The following is a 25,667-nucleotide window of genomic DNA, read 5'->3' on the forward strand; positions in this document are numbered from 1 at the left end:
CTCCTCGCAATGACGACCATATATAGTGTCAGATGTTTCCATCTGAAACCTATTCTTCTTTAAAGCGTAGGATGGAAACATCCAACAGCAATCCTAAGGGTAATTTCTGCACGAATCGTCATCCTGAACTTGGTTCAGGATCTTTTTAATCATGGAAATTACCACAATGCATTATAGACCCTGAAATAAATTCAGGGTGACGCATCTAGTTTAATCGATTTTGGTGCGGTGTCAGATGTTTCCATCTGACACCTATTCTTCTTTAAAGCTTAGGATAGAAACATTCGTCATCCTGAACTTGTTTCAGGATCTTTTGAATCATGAAATTACCACAATGTATTATAGACCCTGAAATAAATTCAGGGTGACGCATCTAGTTTATGATAGCTTGTTTCATGATTTTTTGTGAAGGAAAATTGAATTTATCTATATAGATTTCTCCATTTCGCTGCGCTTTAGTCGAAATGACGGATATGGTAATAAGATAGTTGTACCAAACTTTGCGGTCTCTGCATCTTCCTCCGTGTACGCTGTGGTTAAAAAACGCGTTACTCCATAGCCAGTCTCAAAAAAGCTTTCACTTCATCATTTATATCTTCCGGAAAGAAAATCCTTAAATGGTGGTTGAACTGATTAATCCCTGGTACCTGGGCAATTTTAGTAAAGCAAAGATTGTCTTCATATGGTTGGTCGAAGGGAATAACTACATGAATAAAGTTCTTTCCCAATTGTGTAATATAAGCAAATTGCGTTTTTGATTCAAGCGCAATCATGGATTTGGTTGGCCTGAGCTTTATCGCTCCAAATTCGCCCAATTGGTCAATAAAAAAACGGAATAACCCTAAGGTATATTCCGTTTTTCCGTTTAAAAAGTCTGATAAATGTTTTTCTTCAGACATCATCACTTTAGTCTTCTAATAATTTTGTGGCCGCCTCATCGGTAAACCAGGTTAATTTTCCATCAATAGGATCAATTAACTGAGAAGGGTAAGTCGATACATCTTTTTGCTCGTCGCCAATAACATGTTTTAAGGCTTCGGCTTTATTTTCGCCAAACACCAGGAACGCCACATTATCTGCCTTGTTAATTAATGGTGCGGTAAAGCTAATGCGATAAGTATCTAATTTTTCTACGTATACCGCTGCAACGTTTACTTCTTCATCTTTAACCAAGGTCGTATGCGGAAAAATCGAAGCGGTGTGCGCATCATCACCCATACCCAAAAGGATCAGATCGAAAACAATGTCTTCGCCATTAAAATGTTTGTCGATTGCTTTTTTATATTCAATAGCCGCTTTTTCAGGAGCCAAAGTGGTATCAACATAAAAAATATGGTCTTCTTTAATGCCCAGCGGATCTAAAATGGTTTTCTTGGCCATTAATCCATTGTAGTTATCATCATTGGCCGGAACATTACGCTCATCGCCAAAGAAGAAGTATACTTTTTCCCAATCAATTCTGTGCTGCCCTTCGGTAGCCAGAAAATGGTAAAGTGCTTTAGGAGAACTGCCGCCGGTAAGTACGAAATTGAAACGGTCGTTTTCTTCGATAGACATTTCTGCAATTTTGATTACATAATCTGCCAGATCCTGGTTTAGTTCTTCTAATGTTTTGTATATGAGTAGATTCATTTTATCAATAATAAAGTCGTCACGCTGTCCCGAATTTTCGGGATTCGCATCTATCTCGAATAAGACCCTGAACTAAATTCAGGGTGACGACCGGGTAAAAATTATTCCTTATTCTTCAACGGCAGGTTAAACCAGTGGAAACCATCTCTTGCGATAAGTGCTTCAGCTTCTTCTGGTCCCCAGCTATCGGCAGGGTAATTAGGGAAATTGATTGATTTTTTGCTTTCCCATGTATTTAAAATTGGCATCACCAGTTCCCATGCCGCCTCTACCTGATCGCCGCGCATAAACAAGGTTTGATCGCCCATCATCGCATCCAATAATAAGGTTTCGTAAGCTTCCGGGGTATCACCCTCGTAAGTTCCTTTATAATCGAATATCATATCAACAGGGTTTAATACCATGTCTAATCCAGGTCTCTTAGCTTGTACCTGCATGCGGATACTCATTTCCGGCTGTATGCTGATCACCAACCTGTTTTGCTGCCAGTTTTCGGTTACACCTGATGAGAAAATCTGATGTGGAACATCCCTAAACTGAATGGTAATTAAAGATGATGTCTGGTTCAGGCGTTTTCCAGTTCTCAAATAGAAAGGAATTCCCTGCCATCTCCAGTTATCGATATGGAATTTAACTGCTGCAAAAGTTTCGGTATTAGAGTGTGCATCAACACCTTTTTCCTGACGGTATCCCGGAACTTCCTTACCTTCAACCCAGCCTTTGCTGTATTGGCCGCGAACCGTATGAAAACGGATATCTTCAGCAGAAAAAGGACGCATCGCTCTTAAAACCTCCACCTTACGGTTCCTGATTTCATCGGCATCAAAATTAATTGGTGCTTCCATTCCAACCAAGCAAAGCAATTGCAAGAGGTGATTCTGGATCATATCTCTCAAAGCACCAGAACCTTCGTAGTAACCTCCGCGATCGCCTACACCTAACTGTTCGGTAACCGAAATCTGAACGTGATCGATATAAGACCTGTTCCATAACGGCTCGAACAATGCATTGGCAAAACGGAAAGCCATCATGTTTTGTACCGTTTCTTTACCTAAGTAATGGTCGATACGATAGATCTGTTTTTCAGTAAAAATGGTACTTAATAATGCATTGAGTTCTTTTGCCGATTCTAAATCATGACCAAAAGGTTTCTCAATAACGATGCGGCTATTGTCTTCATCTTGCGTAAGTTTATATTTTTGTAAACATTCCGCAATAATCGGGAAGAAGTTAGGGGCAACAGCCAGGTAGAAAATTACCTGTGTACCTGCGCCGTATTCTTTTTGATATTTATCGACAGCTGCTTTAAGATTTTCGAAAGTTTTTGGCTGGGCAAAATCGGTAGGGCAATAATGGATGGTATTTCCGAAATCGTCCCATTTATCTTTTTTAACTTTTCCGCTTCGCGAAAACTCGTTCACAGCCTCTTCTAAAGCCGTTTTGTAACTATCATCAGTAAATTCAGTTCTTCCTGTACCAATAATAGCAAACTTATCAGGCATGTAACCCTCCATAAATAAATTATATAGGGCAGGTGCTAATTTTCTTTTATTTAAGTCACCTGTTCCACCAAATATTACAAAAATGGTAGGGTTTAATGCGGTTTTGGTTTTCATTTTATGTTCTTGTTCGTAAGTCTAAATAGTTTATGATAATTTATTCCAGTCGGCATGAAAAACACCATCTTTATCAATACGTTCGAAAGTGTGTGCACCAAAGAAATCTCTTTGTGCCTGGATTAAATTTGAAGGCATGCGGGCCGTTGTAATGGTATCGAAATAGGTTAGGGTAGAGGCAAATGCCGGAATACCCAGTCCTGAATTAATACACGCACTGATTGTTTTGCGTGTGCCCGGCAAAGTACCTTTGATGATGTTCTGGATACCTGCATCACCGAATAAATGCTCCAACGCATTGTTTTTATCGTAAGCCTGATAAATATCTTCTAAGAATTTAGCCCTGATGATACAGCCTCCACGCCAGATTTTGGCAATTTCCTGTAATTGTAAGTCGTATTGATATTCTTTTGATGCCTGAACGAGTAAATGCATCCCCTGTGCATAGGCACTGATCATAGAGAAGTAAAATGCATCTTCCAGTTCATCAACAGTCACCGCTATTTTAGTATCTTTTTTACCAAACGCTTCTTCTAAAGAAACCCTTAGTTTTTTGAATTTAGATAAATCGCGGTTAGAAACAGCTTCGTTAATTGTGGGTACCGGTAACTGCAGTTCCATTGAAACTTCTGAAGTCCATTTTCCGGTTCCTTTTGAGCGTGCTTCATCTTTAATCTGATCTAAAAGATCGTTTTGTGTTTCGGTATCTTTAAAAAGGAAGATTTCGGCAGTAATTTCCAATAAGAATGATTGCAGTCTGCCTTCGTTCCATTTTTTAAATACCTGATATATTTCGTTGTTAGAATAACCTAAACCATTTTTAAGGATTCCGTATACCTCAGCAATAAGCTCCATAATGGCATATTCGATTCCATTGTGCACCATTTTAACAAAGTGACCAGAAGCACCAGGGCCAATGTAAGTTACGCAAGGATCGGTTCCAACTTTAGCCGCTACAGCGTCAAAAACGTCTTTTACGACGTTATAAGCTTGTTTATCGCCACCTGGCATCATACTCGGACCAAAACGTGCACCTTCTTCGCCACCAGAAATGCCCATTCCGAAGAAATGCAGACCATCTTTTTCCAGTTCGTCAACACGGCGGTTGGTATCAGTAAAATGTGAATTTCCACTATCGATAATAATGTCACCTTTGCTTAAAAGCGGTTTTAATTCTGCAATAACGCTATCTACAATTGGTCCGGCTGGTACTAATAAGATTAACGTACGTGATGTTTGTAAGCTGGAAATAAAGCTTTCAATATCGTCAAATCCTTCTAAGTTGTGTTTTTTGCCTTCTTCTTCAAGTTTCGAGATCATTTTTCTGTCTTTATCGTAACCTGTTACAGAGAAGCCTTTATCAGCCATGTTTAATAATAAGTTCCGGCCCATCGTGCCTAAACCGATCATTCCCAATTTATATTTTTTCGAATCGTTATTTGCCATTTTTTATTTTTTCTAATGCACCCAAAATTAGGGTTTACAAATTAATATTGCAGCTATTGTTGTTAAAAGATTGTAATAATGGTTAATTATTTTTTAGGTTCAACCGTAAAGATGTTGTACTTATCGGCCAGTTTCCAGAGTTTGGCACCGCCTTTAATTCCATCTCTGTTGGTTACAATTTTAATATTGCTTTCCAGTTTAAAGTCTATCTGTTTCGAATTGCCACCTCCAATATATAAGGTATCATAATTGAAAACCGTTTTATAGATTTCGATTAATTTTTTAAGCCTTTTATTCCAGCGCTCCGTGCCGATTTTTTCGAAGGCCTTGTTTCCGATATAATCGTCATAATCTTCTTCTTTGCTGATCGGGAAATGTGCAAGCTCCAGATGCGGCAATAACTCTCCATCAAATAATAAAGCCGTTCCGAAACCTGTACCTACTGTGAAAACGATTTCGAAACCTTTGCCTTCAACCACACCAAGGCCCTGTTGGTCAGCATCATTTACCAAACGCACTGATTTACCCAGCTCGTTGGCCACACGCTGCGCCAGATCAATATCTGTCCATTTATTTTTGGCCAGGTTTGGCGCGGTTTTAACAATACCGTTTTTAACGTAACCTGGAAAACCGATCGACACACGATTATAACTGTCGGGGAAGGGCTTAATCAATTCAACAATACCAGAAACAATGTCTTTCGGAGTAGCCTCAGGTGGGGTTTTGCTTTTTAAATATTCAGTAAGCATATTTCCGCTTTCATCCAAAAGAACCGTTTTTATACTCGTACCGCCAATATCGATCGATAATATATTGTTGTTTTCAGCTTTTTTCTTTGTAGCCATAAGGGTGTATTTATAATTTCGAAGTTCTACAAATAAATTAAAACGACAAACATTAAATCAAGATCGAAGTAATTTAGGTGTAATAATATATTCTATAAAATCTATGTATTTAATAGAATATATTTAAGTTTGTTCCGTTAAACTTAAAAAAGATCTAAATTGTTATGACGGTAAACTACCTTGCTTTTGCTATTCCAGCATTTTTTATTTTTGTATTTATTGAATTTAAGATCGCCCAGCACCAAAAGAAGGCGAAAATTTTTAAATACGAAAGTACAGTTGCGAATTTTAGCGTAGGGATTGCCGAAAGGTTGCTGAATTTATTTATTGCCGCCAGTTTTTATCAGGTGTACGATTGGATATATATACATTATTCAATTTTCGATATTTCTACCAAGTGGTATGTATGGATATTACTACTGCTCTCAACGGATCTTGTTTGGTACTGGTACCACAGGCTGGGGCACGAAATTAATTTTTTGTGGGCTGCACACATTGTGCATCACCAGAGTGAAGAATTTAATTTATCGGCGGCGGCAAGAATTACGACCATTCAAGCCATTTTCCGCAATGTGTTTTGGTGTATATTGCCATTAATTGGTTTTCATCCCAATATGATTATTACCATACTTTTAGCGCATGGAGCCTATTCATTTTTTACACATACGCAATTAATCGGCAAACTTGGCTGGCTGGAAAATATATTGATTACGCCTTCCTTACATGGTGTGCACCATGCCTCTGACGAAAAATACCTGGATAAAAACTACGGCGATGTTTTTGTTTTCTGGGATAAATTATTTGGTACTTTCCAGGCCGAAGAAGAGGCGCCAAAATATGGTTTAACACATCCTATTAAAAGTTATAGTTTCCTGTGGCAGCATTTCCACTACTATTTAGAAATAGGAGAGGCATACAGACGTGCAAATGGATTCAAGGCCAAGTGGAATGCGATTTTCGGAAGCCCTGCCTTGATGGACCAGAACATTCGTCCGATTTTAGAAGAACGGTACTTTCAGCATAAAAAACAGGATCTTGCTAAACCGAAGTTTAAAACCTACTTAAATATACAGTTGATCCTGGTCGTTGCCATGCTTACGGGTGCTACTTTATTTTATAGTGCTTTAACATCATTCAATAAAGGTGCAATACTTGTGTTTATACTGGTTACCTTAATCAATATAGGTGCTCTTTTAGAGCAAAGAAGATGGATTTATTATTTGGAGTGCTTCAGACTGATTTTGATTTTTGCCTTCTTTTTCTACACTTTTAACCTGGTACCGTTTTTAATATTCCCGGTAATTGTTTTGATTGCGCTGGAACGGACATTCTCTTTACGTAAACTTTACATGAAGCATGTATTTGAGTACGTAAAGGCAGGTTAATCATGTTTCTTTATCTTTCGGTTTTGATTGACATACAAATGTTACAAGATAATGTTTCGTTTTGTTGCTCTATTCATTTTGTGAATGCCTGGGCTTGTAATAAAATTATTACGTGACGCGTTGACACTGATCATCCCGTTACCTAATAAATTCTTTTATCTTCTCTGTTGAGTAAATAAGCCATTATTTGCTGGGTTCGTATATATTTCGAATATTCCTTTCTGTTTGCAATCATCGATATTTCTGTCTGTTTAAACATTCAAATAAAAAATAATTCTTGGTGATTTGTTTTATTGTTTTTAGTTTCGATTTGTTTTGTTAATTTTAATTAACGAAATATATAGTAAGTTAAACCAAATAAATCGCAACCTAACAGGCTTGCTTTTCAATACGTTAATGCTTGCTTAATATATTTTTAACATGAACAGGCTTACTTTGCCCGCAAATCCGGACAAAATAAATCAAACACATGAACCCTATTACTAACCGGATATACTATAATAATTATGATCAAAAATTTTACTCAACAGATTTCGTGGTATCAGTGCTTTCTGCATGTAAAGCAAAACAGTCCCGATAATCATCAAAAGCAAAACTGCACTTTTTTTAGGGGTAAACTAAAACGCTTTAGCCTTTTGGTATGTGCAATAATGATGCAACTGATTTGTATTAATGAAAGTTTTGCGCAAACTCCGGTACAAAATATTGTAATTAAAGGAACCGTATTGGATAATCAAGATGGACAAATATTGATTGGAACAACAATAACAGATAGCAATAAGAAGTTTTTGGGCGTATCTAATGATAAAGGAGATTACACCATCACAATTGCAAAGGGCACTACGGTTCTTTATAATATGATCGGTTATACAAGCCTAAGCAGAACATTTAATAATAACGAGAACAATGTGATCATTAGGCTTAGTTCTTCTACCAGTCAATTAAACGAAGTGATCGTTACGGCCCTTGGGATAAAACGTGAAGAGCGGGCATTAGGTTATTCTACTACCACCGTAAAAGGAGAGGCTTTAACCAGCGCACTATCCAATAACTGGACCGATGCTTTATCTGGTAAGGTTCCAGGCTTAAATTTAGTAAGATCTAATGGTGGACCTGGAGGCTCTAACAAAATAATTTTACGTGGTGAAAATAATCTTGGTGGCGGAAACGACGCTTTGATTGTAGTAGACGGTGTTGTAATCAATCAGGGAAGTGGCAGAACAACTGGTTATGGTGGCTCTGGTTATCTTGCTGATGAAACACCAGTAGATTATGGAAGTGGTTTAGGAGATATTAATCCGGAAGATATAGAAGATGTGACGGTACTGCAAGGCCCTGGTGCAGCGGCTTTGTATGGACAGAGAGGTGCAAATGGCGCCATTGTAATTACCACTAAGTCTGGGAAGAATACACAGAAAGGAATTGGTATAACCATTAACTCTAACACAGTGATGGAGACCATTAACAGGTGGCCTGATTTGCAGTACGAATACGGACAGGGAGTTGATGGTGACAACTATTATTCTTACAACGCATCTGCAGATGGTGCGAGTACACGAAGTACAAGTTCTGCCTGGGGGCCAAAATTCAATGGTCAGTCTTATTTTCAATATGACCCAATAACCCACACGCAGGCAACTACAAGAACGCCATGGGTACCTTATGTAAACGACTCGAGGAACTTTTTCGAAACTGGAAGGACTTACACCAATAGTGTTACGCTTTCTGGAGGTAATGATAAAACCACTGCGCGGTTTTCTGCAACTAATGTGAACAACAGCTGGATTATTCCTAATACGGGTTACGAAAGGACTTCGATTGCTCTATCTGTTAATCAGAAAGTAACAGATAAGCTTCAAATTGCAGCTAAAGTTAATTACAATAATAAAACGAGCGATAACCTACCGTCTACCGGATACAATAACCAGTCTATTATGTATTGGTATTTATTCTGGGAGCCGAATGCAACGATTGATTGGTTAAAAGATTATTGGCTACCCGGCAAGGAAAATATTTCACAAAGTTATCCCTTTAGCAGTTTTCCTGATAATCCATATTTGATTGCAAATGAGATGTTAAACGGCTCGAGAAGAAATGGTTTAACCGGAAATATTTCGGCTACATATAACTTCACAAAAAATTTAAGCTTAACCGTAAGAACATCTTTAGATTTATCTCAGGAACAACGGACGCAACAAAGACCTTTCGATACCGAGAAGTACAAAAAAGGAATGTACCGAACCCAGAGCATCATTTCTCAAGAAATAAATAGTGATTTCTTGTTAAGATACCAGAAAAAGTTAGGGAAAGATTTTGATATTTCTGCTTCAGTAGGCGGAAGCATGCTAAAAAACAATTACAATAAAGATGAAAACAGAGCCGACTCTTTGCTCTATCCAGGTGTTTATTCGCTGGCAAATGCAGCAGGTGTAATTGTACCATTTCCATTTAGAAGTCAATACAATATTAACAGTTTTTACGGATTACTGACGGCAAGCTACAAGAACTTCTTGTATTTAGATGTTACTGGCCGTAACGATTGGAACAGTGTTTTAGCCACACCAACAGCGACAAATAATGTGTCTTTCTTTTATCCATCGGTTAATTTAAGTTTTATAGCATCAGAAGTATTAAAACTTCCAAAAGCATTTTCATATGTGAAAATAAGAGGGTCGCTAGCTGGGGTGGGTAGTGGAGAAACCACACCATATAAAACATCTTACACTTATAACCCGGTACCAAATTACTCCGGTGGTCTGGCTAATCCAACAACATTGCCCAATACCGATTTAAAATCATTATTTACCACCAGTTACGAAGGGGGATTGGAAATTAAAATGTTCAACAATAGATTAGGTATCGATATCGCTGCATATAAAGGAAATACCAAGAACCAGATTCTGTCTTCAACTGTAGATGCCTCCTCTGGTGTAAGAAGTGTAATTGTAAACGCAGGTTTGGTTACAAACAGCGGTATTGAGATTGCATTAGACGGAACACCAATAAAAACCCGTGGTGGCTTTAGCTGGAACATTACCGGAACATTTGCAGCAAATAAAAATACTGTTGTTGAATTAACACCTGGTTTAGACCAATACATCCTCCAAAATGGACCTGGCAGCAGGGGTGCTATTATTGCACTTCCAGGGGGAAGCATGGGCGATTTATATGGCAGGGGTTATGAGAAATCTCCTGATGGGCAAATTGTTTATGATGCTAATGGCAACCCGATTATTACTACTGATATGCAATATATTGGTAATACCAATCCAAGATGGAAGGCCAGTATTGCCAATACATTTAAATACAAACAATTCTCATTGAATTTTATGTTCGATTCGCAATATGGTGCAGTGGGCTACTCTTTATCTGCAGCTGCATTAGCAGAACAAGGTAAAACGGTAAACACCTTGCCAGGTCGTTATAATGGTATTATAGGGAATGGCGTTCAGCGCAATCCTGATGGTTCTTTCCGTCCTAATGATGTGATCAGTAAGGATGCAACCACTTATTATACAGCTCATTATGGACGCGATAACGTAGAAGGAACTACTTATTCTACTGATTACTTAAAACTGAGAGAAGCACGTTTAGATTATACTTTTAAACCTAAGTTTTTAAGTAGAATTGGATTAACAAGAGCAGCAGTAGGCGTTTATGGCCGTGATTTATGGGTGTTAACCAAGTGGCCATTGTTTGATCCTGAATTTGGAACATTAGGAAACGGAGATATCAATAAAGGCTTTGAATATGGCCAATTTCCATCAACCAGATCTTTCGGGTTCAATTTAGTAATTGGCATTTAAATTTAAAACAATGAAAAATAGAAAATACATATATCTAATACTTTTGTTCGCTACAACTGTATCAATAATGATGCCTTCGTGCAAAAAGGACTTTAGTGAAATTAATACGAATCCAAATACGAGTGCTTTCGCATTACCGCAAGCTCTATTGGCACCGGCTATTACCGATGTTGTAGTTGCCAACATGAGCAGAAGCCAAAGAATCACCAACGAACTGATGCAGGTTACTGTAAATATGGGCGATACCGAAGGAAAGATATTCAGGTACGAAGTTAGAACAGCGGAAGCCGATTATCTATGGAACTCGTGGTATACCGAATTGACGAATTTTAAAGACATCTATAAAGGTGGAGAAGATAATTTAAATACTTCTTATCAGGCCTTATCTCTAATTTGGCAAGCCTACACTTACTCCTTATTGACCGATACTTACGGTGATATACCATTTTTAAATTCTAATAAAGCTAAGGAAGGGATTTATACCCCCAATTTCGATCAACAGAAAGATATTTATCCGGCTTTATTTTTAATGCTTGAACAGGCAAATGAGTTTTTAAAAGTTGGAAATGCTACCGGTAATGCCATTACATCGGCAAGCGATCCTATTTACGCTGGAAACAGAGATAAATGGAGAAGATTTGGAAATAGCCTTTACTTAAGGTTATTGTTGAGGGTTTCGGGAAAGGCCGAAACAAATGCAATAGCTAAAATCAAAGAAATTGTAGATACCAAAGCATCAACGTATCCAATTATGGCCAGCAACGATGATTCTGCGGTTTTAAGATGGAGTGGAACAGGAGCTTATGTATCGCCATTTGTTCCATGGAGAGATGGAGATTGGTATGGCCCAAAATTAGCCAGCTTTTTTGTTGATAACTTAAATGAAAGAAGTGACCCGAGAATTCAGAAATGGGCTTCTCTATACCAGGGTGATTATCAAGGTATACCAAGTGGTTATCCCTCAGGACAGGCACCAGAAGGTAAGTCTGCCTTTCCGGTTTCATTAAAAGCCGAACCACTGTTGGGGAATATTATGAATTATTCTGAATTGCAGTTCATTTTAGCAGAAGCAGCAGTTAAAGGATGGATCACAGCCAAAACTCCTCAGGTTTATTACGAAGCCGGTGCAACTAGTGGAATCACTTTTTGGGGTTATACCTTGCCCGCCAACTATTTAACCTTCGACAAAGTAAAGTGGGATAACAACTATACTTTAGACCAAAAGATGGAGTTAATCCACATTCAAAAATATTATGCTCTGTTTTTTACGGACCTTCAGCAATGGTTCGAATTTAGAAGAACTGGTCATCCGGTACTGCCAAAAGGCGCTGGTTTAAACAATGGAGGTGTTATGCCAGCAAGGCTGAACTATCCTGTATATGTGCAATCTGCCAACGGAGAGAATTATAAAGCAGCCGTAGCTGTTCAGGGAGCAGATAACATTAATACTTTAGTTTGGTGGCAAAGGCCATAAAAATTGCATTTTATAAAGAGATAAGTTTATGAAAAATAGATATTTATACATTTACATAACCGCTGCCATTTTAGCTTTCGCTGGATGTAAAAAGCATGATTTTGCTGCAGGAACAGTGAGTACAATTACCTATATCGAAGACATAAGAAGCCTGTATAAAGGCACAGATCTGATTATTGATAAAGAATCACTTACCGGAGCTGGTTCAATTACCGGGGTAGTAATTTCTAACATCGATTCAGGAAATGTTCCACAGAAAACGGTAGTGATCCAGAGTACAAGAAAAGGCAGGATACGAGGTTTGGTATTAAATCTTGAAAATCCTTCAAGTTATAAGCCGGGCGATTCTCTGCTTATAAAAGTTGAAGGAAGTTCTCTTAAGCGTGTGAAAGGATCATTACAAATTAGCGGACTTACAGATGCATCAATTGCGAAGATTTCTTCTAACAACAGAATCAATATACAAACTGCATCCAGTTATAACATTGTGCTTAAGCCAGATGAATATGAAAGTACATTAGTGCAAATAAAATCTGGCTTAGTTAACCCTTTGCCAACTTTTGGAGATAACTTTATTGGAGACAAGAGCATTGTAAATGGCGCAGATAGTATAATCTTGCATACTGAAGCAACGGCTAATTATGCAAATACCGAGCTTCCTGCCGGTGCTACATTTACAGGGATTGTGTTCATTAATAATGAAATTTCAAACAGAACACCAATTCAGCTTTGGCCCAGGGTATCAACAGATATTACCGAGCGTGTAGCCCCACCAAATCCAAATGGCCCAGGTTTAGGCGTTTTCCCAGTGGTGATAACCGGTATTGTAGCTGATGCCAAAGGTGGTGATGGGAACTATGAATATATTCAATTCAGAGCAACAAGAGATATAGATTTTACCAAGAATTCACTTTCAGTTATTACCTGTACGAACGCAGGTACTGCTGCTCCCTATGTAGGCACTGCACCAGCCGGAGGTTGGGCAACCGGGGGTGGAAGAACTTATAAGTTTAATTTAACCAGCGGCACCGTAGCAAAAGGAGAGTTTTTCTATGTTGGAGGTAGCAATCAACGTATTAACGGGGCCAACTCTACGTCATTGAGTACTTCAAAATGGATCAGATCTATTGCTTATGTGACCAATGATGGTGATGGATTCGGTTCTAAGAATGGCGGTATATTCCCTAATAGCGGTAATGCTGGTGGGGTAGCGGTTTTTGAAGGAACGATCATAAATGAAGAATCTGTTCCTCTGGATGTAGTCTTTTTTGGTGGTACAAGTAAAACAACGCTTTTCAATAGTGTAGATAATTATGGTTACCGTATCGTTAAAAATGATCATTACAATCCAGTTGATCCGGCAACCTCTACCGCTCAGCCTTTCTTTTTCCAGGGCACCAATCAATATATTATTCCTCATGCTGCAGTAGCAGATTTAGGCTTGTTTTTGAAATTAGGCGGATCGTATAATGCGACAACAAAAACCTGGACTACTGCAAGAGGAGCAGTGTATTATCAAATGTCGTTAACCACTCCGGTAAGTGAAATTGAATCAGGAGCTGATGTTACTCAAGTAACCAATTAATCTAATGGTTCTCATCCATTACTGCGGATGAGAACCATTGATTTTGAATCCACATCTTTAATATCAATGAACAGAAGATCCTTTATACAAAAATCAACCTTATTAACGACAACCTTATTTGTTAGTTTAAAATCGTTTCCATCATCATTATTCTCGGTTGATGGTTTAGTGAGCGGAACAGTCACCAGCAAAGGTAAAGCTGTTGCCGGTGTGGTTATTTCTGATGGATACAGCGTGGTGCAAACCGATAAAAGCGGTAATTATGAAATTAAACTTCACGAAATGGCCCGTTTTGTTTGGATCAGCACACCATCTGGTTACGAATTTAAAACCGAAAGCAGCATTGCACGCCATTATTATAAGCCAGACACTGCTGGTAAATTAAACTTCGATCTTAAACCGCTAAAACAAAACGATAACAAACATAATTTTATCATTTGGGCCGATCCTCAGGTAAAGAACAAAAAAGATGTTCAGCAGATGATGGAAACGTCTGTTCCTGATACAAGAGAAGTGGTTAAAGGGATGGGAAAAACTCCTGTTCATGGAATCGGTGTAGGGGATCTGGTTTGGGATAATTTTGATCTTTTTCCTGCATACGATGAAGCAATTGCTAAAATCGGAATTCCATTTTTCCAGGCGCTAGGCAATCACGACCAGGATTACAGACAAGGCGGTGATGATACTTCCGATCGTACCTTTCAGGCACATTACGGACCGACTTACTACTCTTTTAACCGAGGCAAGGCTCATTATGTGGTTTTAGATGATGTACGTTATTTGGGTGTAGAAAGAACTTACGATGGTTACATTAGCCCAACACAATTAGCATGGTTGGCTAAAAATCTGCAGCTGGTGCCTAAAGATGCACTATTGATTATCTGTCTGCATATTCCGGTACACAATTCCGTTAAAAATAACGATGATTTTTATGCTGTACTAAAAGATTTCAAAAACGTTCATATCATGTCGGGACATACGCATTTTAATAAAAATGTAATCAGGAACGGCATTTACGAACATAATCACGGTACCGTTTGTGGTGGCTGGTGGACCGGTCCGATTTGTGAAGATGGTACACCGCGTGGTTATGGCGTTTATGAAGTAGATGGAACGGATTTAAAATGGTATTATAAATCGACCGGGAGAGACCGCAAAGCGCAGCTTGATATTTATGTAGATACTTTAACCAATCAGAAAAGATTAATTGCCAATGTTTGGAACTATGATCCTGAATGGAAGGTTGAATATTTCCTTGATGGCAAAGCAATGGGCGCATTGGCACAACAAGATGGTTATGATCCACTGGCAGTTAAGCTCTATAAAGGCGATAAGTTGCCAAATCCGAGACCATTCGTAGAGCCAAGATCAACAGACCATTTGTTTCTGGCGCATTTCGAGCCATCGGTTAAAAAAGTGAAAGTTGTTGCCACCGACCGCTTCGGTGAAAAATTTGAGGCAGAAATTAATGCTTAATCCATCCAATCATATGAAACTTAATCCATCGGCAATTTTATTTACCTTATGCGTTGCATGTGCAGCTCCATCATTTAGTCAGGAAGTTAAATTTCCGGCATTTAGTGCAGAAGCACATCGTGGCGGGAGAGGACTGATGCCCGAAAACACCATTTTGGCAATGTTAAACGCCATGAAAATAGAAGGAATTACCACTTTGGAAATGGATACCCATATCTCTAAAGATGGTAAGGTCGTTGTAACACATGACGATTACCTGAGTCCGGCATTTATGCTTACACCAGATGGGAAGGATATCCCTGTAACAGATGCTAAAAAATATCCGGTTTTTGGTATGAACTATGCCGAAATTAAACAATTCGATCTCGGTACTAAATATTATGATTTATTTCCTCAGCAGAAAAAAGAAAAAACACACCTTCCTTTACTTGCTGACCTGATTGATGCTGTTCAGCATGATATTAAAGCTCATAAACGTCAGCAGTTTTTCTATAACATTGAAACTAAATGTAGTGTGAGTGGAGATGGGATCACCAACCCTAAACCTGAAGAATTTGTTAAACTTTTAATGGATGTGATTTTGAAGAAAAAGATTGCTGATTTTGTGGTGATTCAATCTTTTGATAAAAGGACAATTCAGATTATCCATGAAAAGTACCCAAAAATGAAAACTTCCTTTTTGGTGGCCAATAAAAAAACATATGAGGAGAATATGGCCGATTTGGGTTTTAAACCATTTATTTTAAGTCCGGTTTGGCAAATGGTAAATGAAGATCTGATTAAAAAAGCACATGCAGATGGCGTAAAAATCATTCCATGGACAGCCAATACTTTAGCCGATATTCAGAAACTAAAAGCGTTAAATGTTGATGGTATTATTTCTGATTACCCGGATATTTTAGTTCAGTCAAAATAGTATTTTCGGCTTTATAAAAATACAAAATGAAAGCACTTTTAAATAAGCTATTAATAACCGCTGTTGTATTTACCCTGGGGTTAACAACGGCGATGGCTCAGACGGTAAAATGGGATAGCACCTATCGTCCGGGGAAATATGTTGAGCTCGTGGCTAAGTTTAAAGCCGATCCGAAGTCAAAAAATGATTTCGTTTTTTTAGGCAACAGCATTACTGCCGGAACCGACTGGGCTAAACTTTTAGATCTTCCGCAGGCAAAAAACAGGGGGATTTCTGGTGATATTACTTTTGGCGTTTTAGAACGTTTGCAAGATGTAATTGAGGGTAAACCAGCAAAGATTTTTATCCTGATTGGAATAAATGATATCTCCAGGAATATTCCGGATAGTGTGATTTTAGGCAATTATAAAAAAATGATTGCCCGGATCAGAAAGGGATCGAAGAAAACAAAGATTTATTTCAATACACTTTTGCCTGTGAATGCTGCTTTCGAAAAATTTAAAAACCATTATGGTAAAGACGAACACATTCTTTGGTTAAATGATGAAATCAGAAAGTTTACTGCTAAAAATGTAACGGTAATCGACCTGTATCCTAATTTTACTGACCAGGATAAACATTTAAGGGCTGAGCTTACCAAAGATGGTTTACACCTTATCCCTGCCGGGTATCAGGTTTGGGCTGACTTTCTTAAGCAGTCTGGTTACTTAACTGAGAAATAATATGATTAGAAAGAAGTCAAGTTTTTTGAAACTTGACTTCTTGGGAGAACTATAAAATAAAAACAGGCTGTGTCTAGCTTTTAGACTTTGTTAAATAAAAAGGTTTTGGCCAGCTGCCTCCACTTTTTCTTTATCGATATTTTTTAAGCCAGGTATACTGCCTAGCTTTTTTATTTTAGTATATTGAAGGATATATCTTTCGGTTTCTACATTCTCATCGCCATTAAAAATGATGCCTTTAATCGGGATTTCGTACTGTTTAAGCAGGTTGATTGATAAAAGGGTGTGGTTAATACTGCCTAAATAATTTTGTGAAACCAGTATCACTTCGACATCCAGTTTTTTAATCAGGTCGATAATTAGTTCTTTTTCGTTTAAGGGTACCATTAAACCGCCAGCACCTTCAATAATTAAGTGGTTATCCGTTAGCGGAAGGTTGATTTCGTTAATGTCGATCTCAATGCCATCTAATTTTGCCGATAAATGCGGTGATAAGGGTTGTGTTAATCGGTAGCTTTCCGGGTGGATAACCGTTTTTGTATTGCTGATTAAACGATCTATTGTTATGCTATCGCTGGTTTCTAAATCGCCCGATTGGATGGGTTTCCAATAATCGGCCTTTAGTTTTTCTGTTAAAATGGCACTGATCAATGTCTTTCCGATACCCGTTCCAATGCCTGTGATAAAATATTTAGCCATTTAATTCAATTCTTTAAGATGATTAACCAGGGAAATAATTTCCTCATCGGTGTTAAAGGTATGCAAGCAGATTCTAAGCCTTTCTTTGCCTAAAGCTACCGTTGGGCTTAATATTGCCCGTACATCGAAACCTTTGCTTTGTAGTGTTGTAGCAGCCAATTTGGTTGCCTCATTGGATGAAAATAAAATGCCCTGAATAGTACTTTCGCTATCAAGTGCACTGATCTGCTGCTCTTTTAATGTTTTTCTAAACAACGCAATTTTTTGGTGGATCAGCTCATGATCAATTTCATTTAAGTATTTATAGGCTGAGCTAACTGCAACGATATTATGAATGGGAGCCGCTGTAGTGTAAATGAACGATCTTGCAAAATTAATCAGGTAATGGCGCAAGTTTTTACTTCCTAAAATAATGGCACCGTGTACACCTAAGGCTTTTCCAAAGGTCACAATACGTGCAAATACCTTGCTGTTTAGGTCAAGCTGATTGATTAATCCGCGGCCGCTTGCGCCAAAAACGCCTGTAGCATGCGCTTCATCTACAATCAGGTTGGCCTGGTAGCGTTCGCAAAGATTCGATATCGCAATTAATGGGGCAATATCTCCGTCCATCGAATAAACACTCTCTACCACTACAAATATGTTTCCTTTTGCCAGTTTTAATTTGGTTTCAAGGTCGTTTATATCGTTGTGGAGGAATTTATAACGTGTAGCATGGCTTAATCTACAGCCATCTATAATGCTCGCATGAATCAACTCATCAGTGATTATCGTATCGCCACGCTGTGGAATGCTTGATAATAATCCCACATTGGCATCATAACCAGAATTAAAGATTAATCCGCTTTCAGCCAGGTGAAAATCAGCAATAAACTGTTCGGTTTCTTCAGTAAATTTGGTATTTCCACTTAACAAGCGCGAACCGCCTGCACCATTCAGGTAATTGGGTAGTTTTGCCAGGGTACTATCAATCAAATTTTTTAATTCACCCGATCTGGCAAAACCTAAATAATCATTAGAACAAAAATCAAAAGGAGGGATGTTTGTCGATAAATTCCTGATCGAAAGGTTATCTTTTCGTTCCTGAAGTTTGCCGCTAAGAAACTGATCAATTTTGCTCATCGGTCAAAAGTAAATAAAGAGGAAGCATAAATGTAAATCTTTCCGAAAAAATGTTTGCCTTAAGGATATACCTTAACTTTTCCAGTCATTTAATATTTCTAAATTTGTTTCCTCATAACAGTTTTATGCAGGAGAATAAATACGACAATAGCGAATTTTTTAAACAATACAGTTTAATGAGCCGTTCGGTTAAGGGATTGGACGGTGCAGGAGAGTGGCATGTTCTTCAAAGCCTTTTTCCAGATTTCGATAATAAAAAAGTGCTCGATTTGGGCTGTGGTTTTGGCTGGCACGCCAAATATGCGGTTAATCAAGGAGCGAAATCTGTCGTAGCCGTCGATTTATCCGAAAATATGCTAAAAAAGGCGCGTGAAATCAATTCCTCTCCTAAAATCGATTACCATTTATGCGCCATTGAAGATTTTGATTTTAAACCAAATCGCTACGATGTTGTAATCAGCTCATTATCGTTTCATTATTTGGCTTCTTTTGATGAAATCTGTTTTCAAATCAATAAAAGCCTTGTACAAGGTGGTCGTTTTGTTTTCTCTATTGAGCACCCCATATTTACGGCGCAGGGCAGGCAAGACTGGACTTATGATGAAAGTGGAAATGTTTTGCATTGGCCATTGGATCATTATTTTTCCGAAGGTAAGCGCGAAGCTAATTTTTTGGGTACTGATGTAGTAAAATACCACAGAACTTTAACTTCTTACATCAGTAGCTTAATTAAAAATGGTTTTGAGCTTAACGCATTGGTAGAACCCATGCCAAGTGAGCTGAGCCTATCGGAAATCCCTGAAATGAAAGATGAAATGCGCAGGCCAATGTTTTTAATTATCTCTGCGGTTAAAAAATGATATGATAAAAAAAAGCGTTTCGAATAATCGGAACGCTTTCAAAAATATAATGAATTAATTTTACTACTTATCCTTGTGCAGGCGGATTAGAAACCACTGGTGCTTTATCTTTTTTGCCTCTGCCACCCAATCCTTTTCTCATTTTCTCACCTTTTTCTTTGGCTTCGGCACGGAAAGCATCCAATTTTGTTTTTTGATCTGCGGTTAAAACAGCATCAATTTTAGTTTTTTGCTCATCCATAGCCGCTTTGCGCTCTTTCATCTTGCTCTTCATATCGCCCTGATCGGCAGATTTCCAGGTATCCATTTTTTTCGCATTCTCTAATTGAATCGCATAGATTTTAGTTTTCTGATCAGCGGTTAAGCTCAATTCTTTTTCCAACCTTGACGTTGCCCTTTCTGCTCTTTGTTCGGCAGTCATTTTAGGCATTGCCCGTCTTACTCTTTTTGTAGTGTCTTGAGCAAATGCAGCGGTTAATCCCATTACTGCAATTGCTATTGTTAAAATTGCCTTTTTCATGTTATGTTTTTTTATGTGTTTGTTAAATCAATAGATACATAAAAACGCAAACAGTTTAATCGGCCTTTGTTAAAAAGTGTTAATTTTTATTTAGTTGAGAAATTGATTTTTGCATTTGAGCCATCATTTGTGTCAAGGTTTCCATTGTTGGGTCTGGTGCAGGTTCAGGTAATGAAGTAGATATATAGGCTTTGGCCTTCCAGATTTCCAGGATGTCATCAGCAGCAATGGTATAGGCATCGTATACTTTATTATCTGATATCAGCTTCAAATCTTTATTTTCTCTGAAACGGTTACCAGCTCTTTTATATACTACGCCTTCATTTTTACTAATCACGATGTAGGTTTCGCCGGTTTTTACTTCATTCCAGTTATCCAGGTATTCGCCAATAATCACACTGCCTGGCTGAACGGGTAACATGCTATCGCCCATAATTTCAAAAGCCCTGAAGGTACCTTGTCTTAATGCAGCTAAAGGAAGCTGGAATTTTGGCAGGTCGCTAATATATTGAGGGTCTGAAAAACCATTCAAATAACCAGCACTCGCTTTAACCGGAACCAGTTCGATGTTTTCGCGGTCGTTCTGATCAACAGAAATACTGAGTACCCTTAAGTTAGATCCCTGGCTTTTTGGCTTCGGTTTCCAGCTGTCAGATATTTTCTCATTGATGAATTCATCGATGGTCAGATCAAAGTATTCGGCTATTTTTTTTAGTAAATCGTATTTAGGTTCCGCCCGGTCTTCCTCGTAAGCCCCAATGAGCGATCTCTTGATTTCCATAATATCAGCGAAATTTTGCTGTGTATGGCCTTTTTTCTTCCTGAGGTACTTTAAATTATTTGAAATATTTGACATAAAAATAAATTTTAAAATAAATTTGGAATTACTAAAATAGTTAGTAATTTTATGCTCATAAAGTTAGTAATATTATTTTGAATTGCAAGAGCGTATACTAAATAGTTTAGTTTTAAGTTTTAAACATAAGATCATGAAAAAGTTTGTTTATATCGTTACCGACAGAAATCGTACAAGTATGCACGTGGGCATGAGCTCAGATTTAATGAAGACACTGGATTTCTACAAACAGATGCCAAACTTGTTTTTTGATAATGGGCAACAATTAACCCGCCTGGTTTATTTTGAAGAGTTTAAAACAGAAGCACAGGCTTTGGTACGTTTTAAATCCATTAGCCGGTTTACACGTATGCAAAAAGAGCGTTTGGTAAGATCTTGTAATCCGGATTGGATTGATTTAACTATTGGCCTCGATTTCGAAAATATTCTTTTACATCGGAATATCAGTAACCAGGTAAAACTATCATTTACAAGTTTGTCTTAATCGCTAGGTTTATTAGGCCAAAGAAATTAAACTATCTCCATAAAAAAAAGCGATAATTTATATTAATCGCTTTAAACAAGTTAGTAAAGGGCTAGTTTTTTATTTTTTCGAGGAAAAAATTTTCCAGATCCTGAAGATTTTTGAAAAAATTACTTTTATCCATAAAAACTTTTGGATTATAAGGGTCTCCCGATTTATGTTTATCATGGAGATTAAATTGATTTGCGTGAGATGCAACCCAAAGATCAAAGTCGAGCTTTTTCATTGCTTTAAAAGTTTCAGTATAATCTTTTTGGATATCTTTATACGAAGCTATTTCTGAGAATTTTCTATCAACAATTATGGACGGCATATTGGCGATCAAAATTTTGTAGCTGGAATTTTGATCTTTCGTATTAAATATAAAACTACACGATCCTTTAGTATGCCCAGGATGATGAAGCATTGTTAAAGTAGTGCTGCCTAATTTAATTTTATCGTTATTCTTCAATAGGAAATCAGGTTTTACGGGTTTGAAACTTATGCCATATTTCCCAAGCTCATAATCTGATTTTCCACCGGTTTCAAGCGCTTCCGCATCTTTCTCATCTACATATAGTTTTGCACCGGTTTCTTTTTTAATCTCAGCCATTGCGCCTAAATGATCAAAATGGGCCTGGGTTAAAAGCAAAATTTTGATTGATTTATAATCAAATCCCAAAGTTTTTATATTTTCTTTTATTATTGAAAGCGAATTAGCTAAACCTGTATTTATTAATATATTTCCTTTTTCTGTTACAATTAAATAGGAAGCTAAATCATAAGTGCCAACATAATATAGATTGCCTGCAATTCTAAATGGCGCTGAAGCCTGAGACCACTCTTTTGGATTATTCGCTGGCTCTGTTACTGTTTGGGCAAAACCAAACAAGCTGCAAGACAATAAAACCATTAAACATATTTTTTTCATGTGCAATTTCGCCATTAAATTAATTTCCTTTTTACCATCCTGGTGCAAACGTTAAACCGAATACGCCGGTTTTAACATCCTTCCTTTGGAAAGGAATTGCGTAGTAAGGTTCTAATACAAAATAACCAAAAACGTTTACCCGTAACGATATACCAACACTCATGGCTGGTACACGTTCTGTAGTGGCTTGATATGTAACCGGATTTCCTTTATCATCTTTAACCGGTACACCATTATCATCCAATAACGGTTCTGATGTATACGTTGGTTCACTTTTAAATTTAACCCTGGTATCATTTGTCCAGGCCAAACCTGCATCAAAGAATAAGTTTAAATCAGAAAATAAAAACTTAGAAGGTATAGCCGCTAGTTTTTTAGGTCCGGTAAAAGGTAGACGGACTTCGAAGTTAAAAACAGCTATTTTACTTCCTGTTAACTGGTTAATATCAAAAGATTCTGACGATTGGGCTGAAGTACTTTTGTAAATGGAGTTTGATTCATAACCTCTAATCAAATAAGGATAACCCAGATACATCGGGTAAAGCCTATCTGCATCTTTGCCGATTCTTAAAGTATTATAACTTCTTACGGCAAAGGTTACTGGTTTGGCTCTCCAGTATTTACGAAGATCGGCCGTTACGCCAGCGAAATTATAGGTGCCAAAATATTTTTCTCCACTTACCCGATACCTATAGCCATCAAGTGGTCCTGTTAGACCGAAAATAGAATTATCACCAATAAAACCCGCATTTAATTGATACAGGGTAAAGGCATTAAAAGGAACCTCATACGTTTTTGATGCCTCGTCATTAGAAATTCTGTTTTTATCAGATCGGATGTAATATCCGTTCGCATCATAATAATTACTGTACCGGTCAATCCGATAGCTATAATGCGAAAATGCTCCTCCGAGTTCAAACCGGTGTATTTTGCTAAAAGGATAGGCACCAAACACCTGAAGCTGATCTTCGAATGTCCTAATAATATCTGTCCTGTCTGCAAAGGCATTAATGGTTTGTTCAACCCCGGCCTGATTTTTACCTATAGGGATATTCTCGTAGCCGTAAGACCTAAATCCTGATACATAGGGGATATGCGAAATGGCAGCACCCCAGTTAATTCTGCTTTTTTGATTGATGTAGCCTACTAAACCACCAAAATCATAAATTTCTCCGTTTACCGATAGATTCGCTATAATCTGGTTGGTGCCTAAAATATCGCTGAACATCCCCACAATACCGCCTGAAACACCAGTTCCGAAACGGCTGGTAGAAACACCAACACCGCTATTGGCTAAATAATCTAACCTGAATTTTGGTTTGTAAGGTACCGTTCGCATCGAATCGGCGATGGTTTTTTCGAAACGGTCAAAATTATTTAAATTGGAATTGATGATGTTTACACCGATGTTTTCCATTGGAGGAAGGATCGCAGCATCAAAATTTTCTTCCTGATTACCAATTCGTTTTGCTTTAAAGCTGCTCAACTTTGCATTATACAAAGTGTAACGCTGGTAGCGATAATAGCTGTATACAATATCATCAGTAGTAGAGACTGAAATTGCAGGCGAAAATTCGGTAATCCCACTAATTCCTGTAAAATAATCGGTTAACTGATCAACGGTATTATCGGCGAAATTGTATTTGTATAAATTTCTAAATCCATCTCTGTTCGAGAGGAAATAGATATTCTGGCTGTTTGAAGAAAACTGCGCATTTAGGTTATTCGCCCCTGGAAAAACATCTAAATTGCTCACCGTTTTAGAAGCGATATCGTAAACAGCAAGATTTATAGGTAATACAGCGTTAATTACATTGGCCTGAATTGCTGCTCTATCTGATGAAAATACTAGTTTTTTGCCATCAGGTGAATAACTAGGAGCATAATCAGAATATACATCATTGGTAATCTGCGTAACTGTTTTGGTATCTAGATTGTATGAGAAGATGTCGCTCTGCCCTTCAACCATACCCGAAAAAGCTACATCTTTTCCGTTTGGCGACCAGGTTAAATTACCGAACTGCTGCACCTGATCCATGGCCGTTTGAGAAACTGTAGTACCGTTTGAGACATTGATAATCATCATCTGGTTTTTGCCCTGACTGAAGATACTAAAGGCAAATTGTTTACTATCTGGCGACCATGCTCCGGCCGACTCTATAAAGTTGAAATCATCGATATGGCCATTGGAAATCTGACTGCTTAGTTTTCTGATAATTCTTCCGGTTTTGGCATCTGCGAGAAATAAATCAATCCCAAAAAGGTCTTTTTCAGACATAAAGGCTAAGTATTTTCCATCCGGACTAAGGGCAGGGGCAACGTTCATATTACCTGCATTTTTATTGTCGATGATTTTTGTACCCGTAATTTTGATCTGCGAACTATCTGCTTTTAACATGGGTTTATAATGCGCATCGATAGAATTTTTCCATAAGCCGGATAAGGTTTTATCATCATACCCGAAAGTATACCTAATGGCATTTTCATAGCCATACTTTGCGGTATTCTTAAATAATGGAACAATAGTGGTATCGCCGTATTGCGAACCTATGTAAGTCCAGAATGCCTGGCCATAGCGGTAAGGAAAATATTTGTTGGAGTTGGTTAAATCTTTTAAAGAAGGGATATCACGGTTTAACATTGCGTCACGCATCCACATGGAAGTAAATGCATCCTTTTTTCCGATTGATAAGTACTCAGCCATACCTTCAACCATCCATAGTGGTGTTTGTCCAACATTTTCTAAACTAATCGAATCTTTTTCGAGCAAAAGGTGGTATTGAAAAGCATGGACAAGCTCGTGACCTAAAACGTGTCTTGTTTGGCTATTTAATTCCATAACCGGCATTATCACTCTGTTTTTCAACGCTTCAGTAACCCCGCCGGTACCAATTCCAATTTCTCCGTTAAGTGCAGTTGTTTGCTGGAAATCAGGATGGTTATTGTATAGGATAATGGGGTTTTTCTTTAAAAAAGTATCTCTGAAAACTTCCTGATGCATTTTATACCAGGTTTCGGCATCTTGCGAAAAACGTTTTAAAAGTTTCTCGTTTTTAATGTAATAGTAAATCTCGAAATGGGGTGTTTGCAAAACTTTAAAATCGAGTTTTTTATACCTTACCTTGTTTTGCCCGAAATATTGGGCCTTAACAGAAAAAGAAAGAATAAGCAGCAGCAATACAGCAGAATATCGCTTTAATAAGGTAGAGCCTATTTTCATATGTGTGGTTTTAGTAATGAAGTTCAATAATTTACGAAAATGAAATGGTACGAG

Annotated in this window: 20 protein-coding genes; 9 read left to right on the forward strand and 11 right to left on the reverse strand. The window is 37.8% G+C overall.

The window, feature by feature from the left end:
- Window positions 1-548 precede the first annotated feature (548 nt).
- The 5 genes from AC07YT_RS00225 to AC07YT_RS00245 form a co-directional block, all read right to left on the reverse strand.
- Entirely contained in the window at window positions 549-902 is a 354-nt protein-coding gene (locus AC07YT_RS00225; RefSeq protein ID WP_494945114.1) for a DUF5655 domain-containing protein, read from the reverse strand.
- A 4-nt stretch (window positions 903-906) separates the two neighbouring features.
- Window positions 907-1,632 (reverse strand): 6-phosphogluconolactonase, encoded by a 726-nt coding sequence (pgl, locus tag AC07YT_RS00230; protein WP_086546505.1) that lies wholly within the window; start codon window positions 1,630-1,632, stop codon window positions 907-909.
- A 101-nt stretch (window positions 1,633-1,733) separates the two neighbouring features.
- A complete protein-coding gene (gene zwf / locus AC07YT_RS00235; RefSeq protein ID WP_086546504.1) occupies window positions 1,734-3,248 on the reverse strand; it encodes a glucose-6-phosphate dehydrogenase in 1,515 nt (504 codons plus the stop codon).
- A gap of 30 nt (window positions 3,249-3,278) precedes the next feature.
- Window positions 3,279-4,694 carry an NADP-dependent phosphogluconate dehydrogenase gene (gene gnd / locus AC07YT_RS00240; RefSeq protein ID WP_086546503.1) on the reverse strand — a complete coding sequence of 472 codons (1,416 nt, stop codon included), beginning with the start codon at window positions 4,692-4,694 and terminating at the stop codon, window positions 3,279-3,281.
- 86 nt (window positions 4,695-4,780) lie between these two features.
- Window positions 4,781-5,539 carry an ROK family protein gene (locus AC07YT_RS00245; RefSeq protein WP_086546502.1) on the reverse strand — a complete coding sequence of 253 codons (759 nt, stop codon included), beginning with the start codon at window positions 5,537-5,539 and terminating at the stop codon, window positions 4,781-4,783.
- A 164-nt stretch (window positions 5,540-5,703) separates the two neighbouring features.
- Here AC07YT_RS00245 and AC07YT_RS00250 point away from each other — a divergent pair, with 164 nt between their 5' ends.
- The 7 genes from AC07YT_RS00250 to AC07YT_RS00280 all read left to right on the forward strand — a co-directional run bounded on the left by AC07YT_RS00250 (window position 5,704) and on the right by AC07YT_RS00280 (window position 16,903).
- Complete coding sequence (locus AC07YT_RS00250) at window positions 5,704-6,924, forward strand: sterol desaturase family protein (protein WP_086546501.1); 1,221 nt, start codon at window positions 5,704-5,706, stop codon at window positions 6,922-6,924.
- A gap of 650 nt (window positions 6,925-7,574) precedes the next feature.
- Entirely contained in the window at window positions 7,575-10,730 is a 3,156-nt protein-coding gene (locus tag AC07YT_RS00255) for a SusC/RagA family TonB-linked outer membrane protein (protein WP_086546500.1), read from the forward strand.
- Between the two features lie 10 nt (window positions 10,731-10,740).
- Window positions 10,741-12,204: a SusD/RagB family nutrient-binding outer membrane lipoprotein gene (locus AC07YT_RS00260; RefSeq protein WP_086549331.1), complete on the forward strand. Its 1,464-nt coding sequence runs from the start codon at window positions 10,741-10,743 to the stop codon at window positions 12,202-12,204.
- A gap of 28 nt (window positions 12,205-12,232) precedes the next feature.
- Window positions 12,233-13,789 (forward strand): DUF5689 domain-containing protein, encoded by a 1,557-nt coding sequence (locus tag AC07YT_RS00265; protein ID WP_086546499.1) that lies wholly within the window; start codon window positions 12,233-12,235, stop codon window positions 13,787-13,789.
- Between the two features lie 66 nt (window positions 13,790-13,855).
- Window positions 13,856-15,265, forward strand: coding sequence for a calcineurin-like phosphoesterase C-terminal domain-containing protein (locus tag AC07YT_RS00270; protein ID WP_086546498.1), 1,410 nt, complete (start codon window positions 13,856-13,858; stop codon window positions 15,263-15,265).
- Window positions 15,266-15,278: 13 nt separating this feature from the next.
- The gene (locus AC07YT_RS00275) at window positions 15,279-16,181 is read left to right on the forward strand and encodes a glycerophosphodiester phosphodiesterase family protein (RefSeq protein WP_086549330.1); all 903 of its coding nucleotides are present in this window, start codon (window positions 15,279-15,281) and stop codon (window positions 16,179-16,181) included.
- Window positions 16,182-16,207: 26 nt separating this feature from the next.
- Entirely contained in the window at window positions 16,208-16,903 is a 696-nt protein-coding gene (locus AC07YT_RS00280; protein WP_086546497.1) for a GDSL-type esterase/lipase family protein, read from the forward strand.
- 90 nt (window positions 16,904-16,993) lie between these two features.
- Here AC07YT_RS00280 and bioD read toward each other — a convergent pair whose 3' ends face one another.
- Together bioD and AC07YT_RS00290 are read right to left on the reverse strand one after the other, a co-directional pair.
- Window positions 16,994-17,602 (reverse strand): dethiobiotin synthase, encoded by a 609-nt coding sequence (gene bioD, locus AC07YT_RS00285; RefSeq protein WP_086546496.1) that lies wholly within the window; start codon window positions 17,600-17,602, stop codon window positions 16,994-16,996.
- Window positions 17,603-18,724: an aminotransferase class I/II-fold pyridoxal phosphate-dependent enzyme gene (locus AC07YT_RS00290; protein ID WP_086546495.1), complete on the reverse strand. Its 1,122-nt coding sequence runs from the start codon at window positions 18,722-18,724 to the stop codon at window positions 17,603-17,605.
- A gap of 125 nt (window positions 18,725-18,849) precedes the next feature.
- On the opposite strand from AC07YT_RS00290, the gene AC07YT_RS00295 reads away from it, so the two are divergent.
- Window positions 18,850-19,584, forward strand: a complete 735-nt coding sequence (locus tag AC07YT_RS00295; protein ID WP_086546494.1) for a class I SAM-dependent methyltransferase — start codon at window positions 18,850-18,852, stop codon at window positions 19,582-19,584.
- 67 nt (window positions 19,585-19,651) lie between these two features.
- Here the strand turns inward: AC07YT_RS00295 and AC07YT_RS00300 are convergent, their stop codons facing one another.
- Both AC07YT_RS00300 and AC07YT_RS00305 read right to left on the reverse strand, forming a co-directional pair.
- Window positions 19,652-20,104 (reverse strand): DUF4890 domain-containing protein, encoded by a 453-nt coding sequence (locus AC07YT_RS00300; protein ID WP_086546493.1) that lies wholly within the window; start codon window positions 20,102-20,104, stop codon window positions 19,652-19,654.
- A 79-nt stretch (window positions 20,105-20,183) separates the two neighbouring features.
- Window positions 20,184-20,960 (reverse strand): XRE family transcriptional regulator, encoded by a 777-nt coding sequence (locus AC07YT_RS00305; protein WP_086546492.1) that lies wholly within the window; start codon window positions 20,958-20,960, stop codon window positions 20,184-20,186.
- A gap of 133 nt (window positions 20,961-21,093) precedes the next feature.
- Here AC07YT_RS00305 and AC07YT_RS00310 point away from each other — a divergent pair, with 133 nt between their 5' ends.
- A complete protein-coding gene (locus AC07YT_RS00310) occupies window positions 21,094-21,444 on the forward strand; it encodes a GIY-YIG nuclease family protein (RefSeq protein ID WP_086546491.1) in 351 nt (116 codons plus the stop codon).
- Between the two features lie 91 nt (window positions 21,445-21,535).
- Here the strand turns inward: AC07YT_RS00310 and blaB3PEDO are convergent, their stop codons facing one another.
- Together blaB3PEDO and AC07YT_RS00320 are read right to left on the reverse strand one after the other, a co-directional pair.
- Entirely contained in the window at window positions 21,536-22,417 is an 882-nt protein-coding gene (blaB3PEDO, locus tag AC07YT_RS00315) for a PEDO-2 family subclass B3 metallo-beta-lactamase (RefSeq protein ID WP_494945156.1), read from the reverse strand.
- A 7-nt stretch (window positions 22,418-22,424) separates the two neighbouring features.
- Entirely contained in the window at window positions 22,425-25,613 is a 3,189-nt protein-coding gene (locus AC07YT_RS00320; protein WP_086546490.1) for a peptidase MA family metallohydrolase, read from the reverse strand.
- Between the last annotated feature and the right edge of the window lie 54 nt (window positions 25,614-25,667).

Source organism: Pedobacter sp. GW460-11-11-14-TSB4, from assembly GCF_059423705.1.